Source organism: Candidatus Schekmanbacteria bacterium, from assembly GCA_003695725.1.
Lineage (GTDB): Bacteria > Schekmanbacteria > GWA2-38-11 > GWA2-38-11 > J061 > J061.
On sequence record RFHX01000340.1, the window covers coordinates 1 to 2719 of the forward strand.

At 33.3% G+C, this 2719-nt stretch carries 2 protein-coding genes; both read left to right on the forward strand.

What is annotated here, in order from left to right; translation table 11 throughout:
- The first annotated feature begins 140 nt into the window (after nucleotides 1-140).
- On the forward strand, nucleotides 141-1400 hold the full coding sequence (dcm, locus tag D6734_12370; GenBank protein RMF92385.1) for a DNA (cytosine-5-)-methyltransferase: 1260 nt from the start codon (nucleotides 141-143) through the stop codon (nucleotides 1398-1400).
- A partial coding sequence (locus D6734_12375; protein ID RMF92386.1) for an ATP-binding protein occupies nucleotides 1393-2719 on the forward strand: 1327 nt, incomplete at its 3' end. The genes dcm and D6734_12375, both read left to right, overlap by 8 nt.

Consider the following 2719-nt stretch of genomic DNA (forward strand, 5'->3'; position numbering starts at 1 on the left):
CAAATTTTGATGGCACTTTATGACAGTTTTTAAATATAAGTTATGAGTGTAGTAAAAAAATTAATTTATTTTAACCTATTAATATAAAAGTAGTTATAATATTTAAAAATAAGTGAAATAGCAGGACTTAAGGAGAGAAAGTGAAAGAGAATGGAAAAATTTCATATATAGAACTTTTTGCGGGTGCAGGAGGGTTTGCTGAGGGATTTGTTCATGCTGGATTTCTGCCGGTAGCATATATAGAAATGGACAAACATGCCTCGCTGACACTAAAGACACGTCTTGCATATCATTATCTTCAAAGAAAAGGGAAAGAAGATATATACACAGAATATTTAAAAAGGAAAATATCGAGAGAAGAGCTTTATGAAATGGTTCCGAAAGAAGTATTAAATACAGTGATAAATGATGAAATTACTGAAATAAATATTCATTCTTTGTTGGATTTAATTCAGCATAATATGAAACAGAAAAAAATAAAAAATGTGGACGTAATAGTAGGTGGCCCTCCCTGTCAGGCATATTCTGTAATTGGAAGAGCCCGTGACCCGTATAGGATGAAAAATGATAAAAGGAATTACCTTTATCGGCTTTATGTGAAATTTCTCCAGAAATTAAAACCGAAAATCTTCGTTTTTGAAAATGTTCCTGGCTTGTTATCTGCAGGAAATGGACAACTATGGGAAGATGTTCAGGAATATTTTAGTAAAGCTGGGTATATAGTGTATTCCAGAGTGTTAAATGCTAATGATTTTGGTGTATTGCAGAATAGAAAAAGGATAATTGTTATTGGATTCAGAAAAGATTTAAATTTTGAATACCCTGAATTTGAACAAGATACTAATGCTAAAAAATTTAAAGTGCAGGAAGTTTTTCTTGACCTCCCTGCTCTTAAACCCGGCGAGAGAATTTATTCCGGTGAATACATTCGGGAACCTTCTGAATATTTGAGATCATATGGGATAAGAAATAAAGATGATATCCTAACCCTCCATATTACGAGAAATCATAATGAGAGAGACAGAAAAATCTATAAATTTTATATTGAAGCATGGATAAAAGAAAAAAGAAGACCAGAGTACGATGAAATACCTGAAGTACTTAAGACACATAAAAATCGAAAGGTCTTCAGAGACAGGTTTAAGGTTGTGGCTCCGGACTTACCATATTCCCAGACAGTTGTTGCTCATCTTGAAAAGGATGGACATTACTTCATACATCCTGACATAAATCAACTCAGGTCTATCTCAGTAAGAGAAGCTGCCAGATTGCAATCTTTCCCTGATAATTTTTATTTTGAAGGGCCTATGACTTCAATGTTTCGACAGATAGGGAACGCCGTTCCTCCGCTTATGGCAAGAAAAATTGCTGAGAAAATAAAGGAGATGATAGATGCTTGATAATAAAGAAAAACTCTTTTTTCGGCCCAGAGCAAGGCTAATCAAAATAATTGGAGAACAGCTTATATCTAGTGAAGTTGTCGCACTTGTAGAACTGGTTAAAAATTCTTATGACGCTGATGCGTCAGAAGTAACAATTAAGCTGATAGATATCCAGGATTATGATAAAGGAAAAATAATAATAGAAGATAATGGAATAGGAATGACTTATGAAAAAATTTTAAACGTATGGTTGGAGCCTGCCACGCCTGATAAAAAAAAGGAAGAATTTGAAAGATATAGCAGTTGTTTTAATAGAAAATTACTTGGAGAAAAGGGTATTGGAAGATTTGCTGTGCATAAACTAGGAGAAAAAGTCAAATTAATTACCAGGGCAACTATTGACTGCTTTAAAACTCTGGAAAATTATGAAACAGTGGTGGATATAAATTGGAAAGAGTTTTCTGAAGATAAGTATCTTGATCAGGTTAAAGTAGAAATTAAAACTAGATCTCCCCAGCATTTTTTGAATGGGAATGGGGTATATATAGAAATTTCGAATATAAATCCATGGAAAATGTCAACAATAAAAAATACAGTACGAAAACTTAAAGCACTTGAATCTCCTGCCATTATTAGAAGAAGCAATGATTTTGATGGAAGCAAAATCGGTCAATTCAAGATGAAAATAGAAAGCAATAACTTTGAGATTCAGAAGGAAATAGATGATGTCAAAAGTATAAATGATTTGCTCGAATTAGCTTTTTATCAAATGCATGGAGTAGTAGATGAAGAAGGTATTCTACATTTCACTTATTCATTCAAAAGACCAGATTATCCCGAGCTTTCAAGAAAAATCCAGGGGGGGGAAATTGATTTAAAGGAATTTATTCTGGACTTTTTAGAGGAACTAAAACAACTTCATGAATCGGAAAAGAAAATAGAAAAAGAAAAAACTAAAGGCAATTTTTATAAAGATATTTTCCCGGGGAAATTTTATTTGGATTTTTATGTCTGGGATCTGGATTCATCGGCTTTAAAAGTGGCAGGATTACAGATGGAATACAGGAATGTCATTAAGCCAAATGCAGGCGTTAGGATTTATCGTGATGGATTCAGAGTCTGGCCTTACGGTGAAGAAGACGATGATTGGCTTGGGTTAGACCTCAGAAGATTAAACGCCCCAAAGGAAAGATTAATAAGCAGGAATCAAATAGTAGGTTTTATAGATATATCTTCTGAAAGAAATCCACTGCTTATTGATCAGTCCAACAGAGAAGGTCTGATAAAAAATATTCAATATGAGGTATTTTATGAACTCGTAAAAGCCTCCTTAAAAC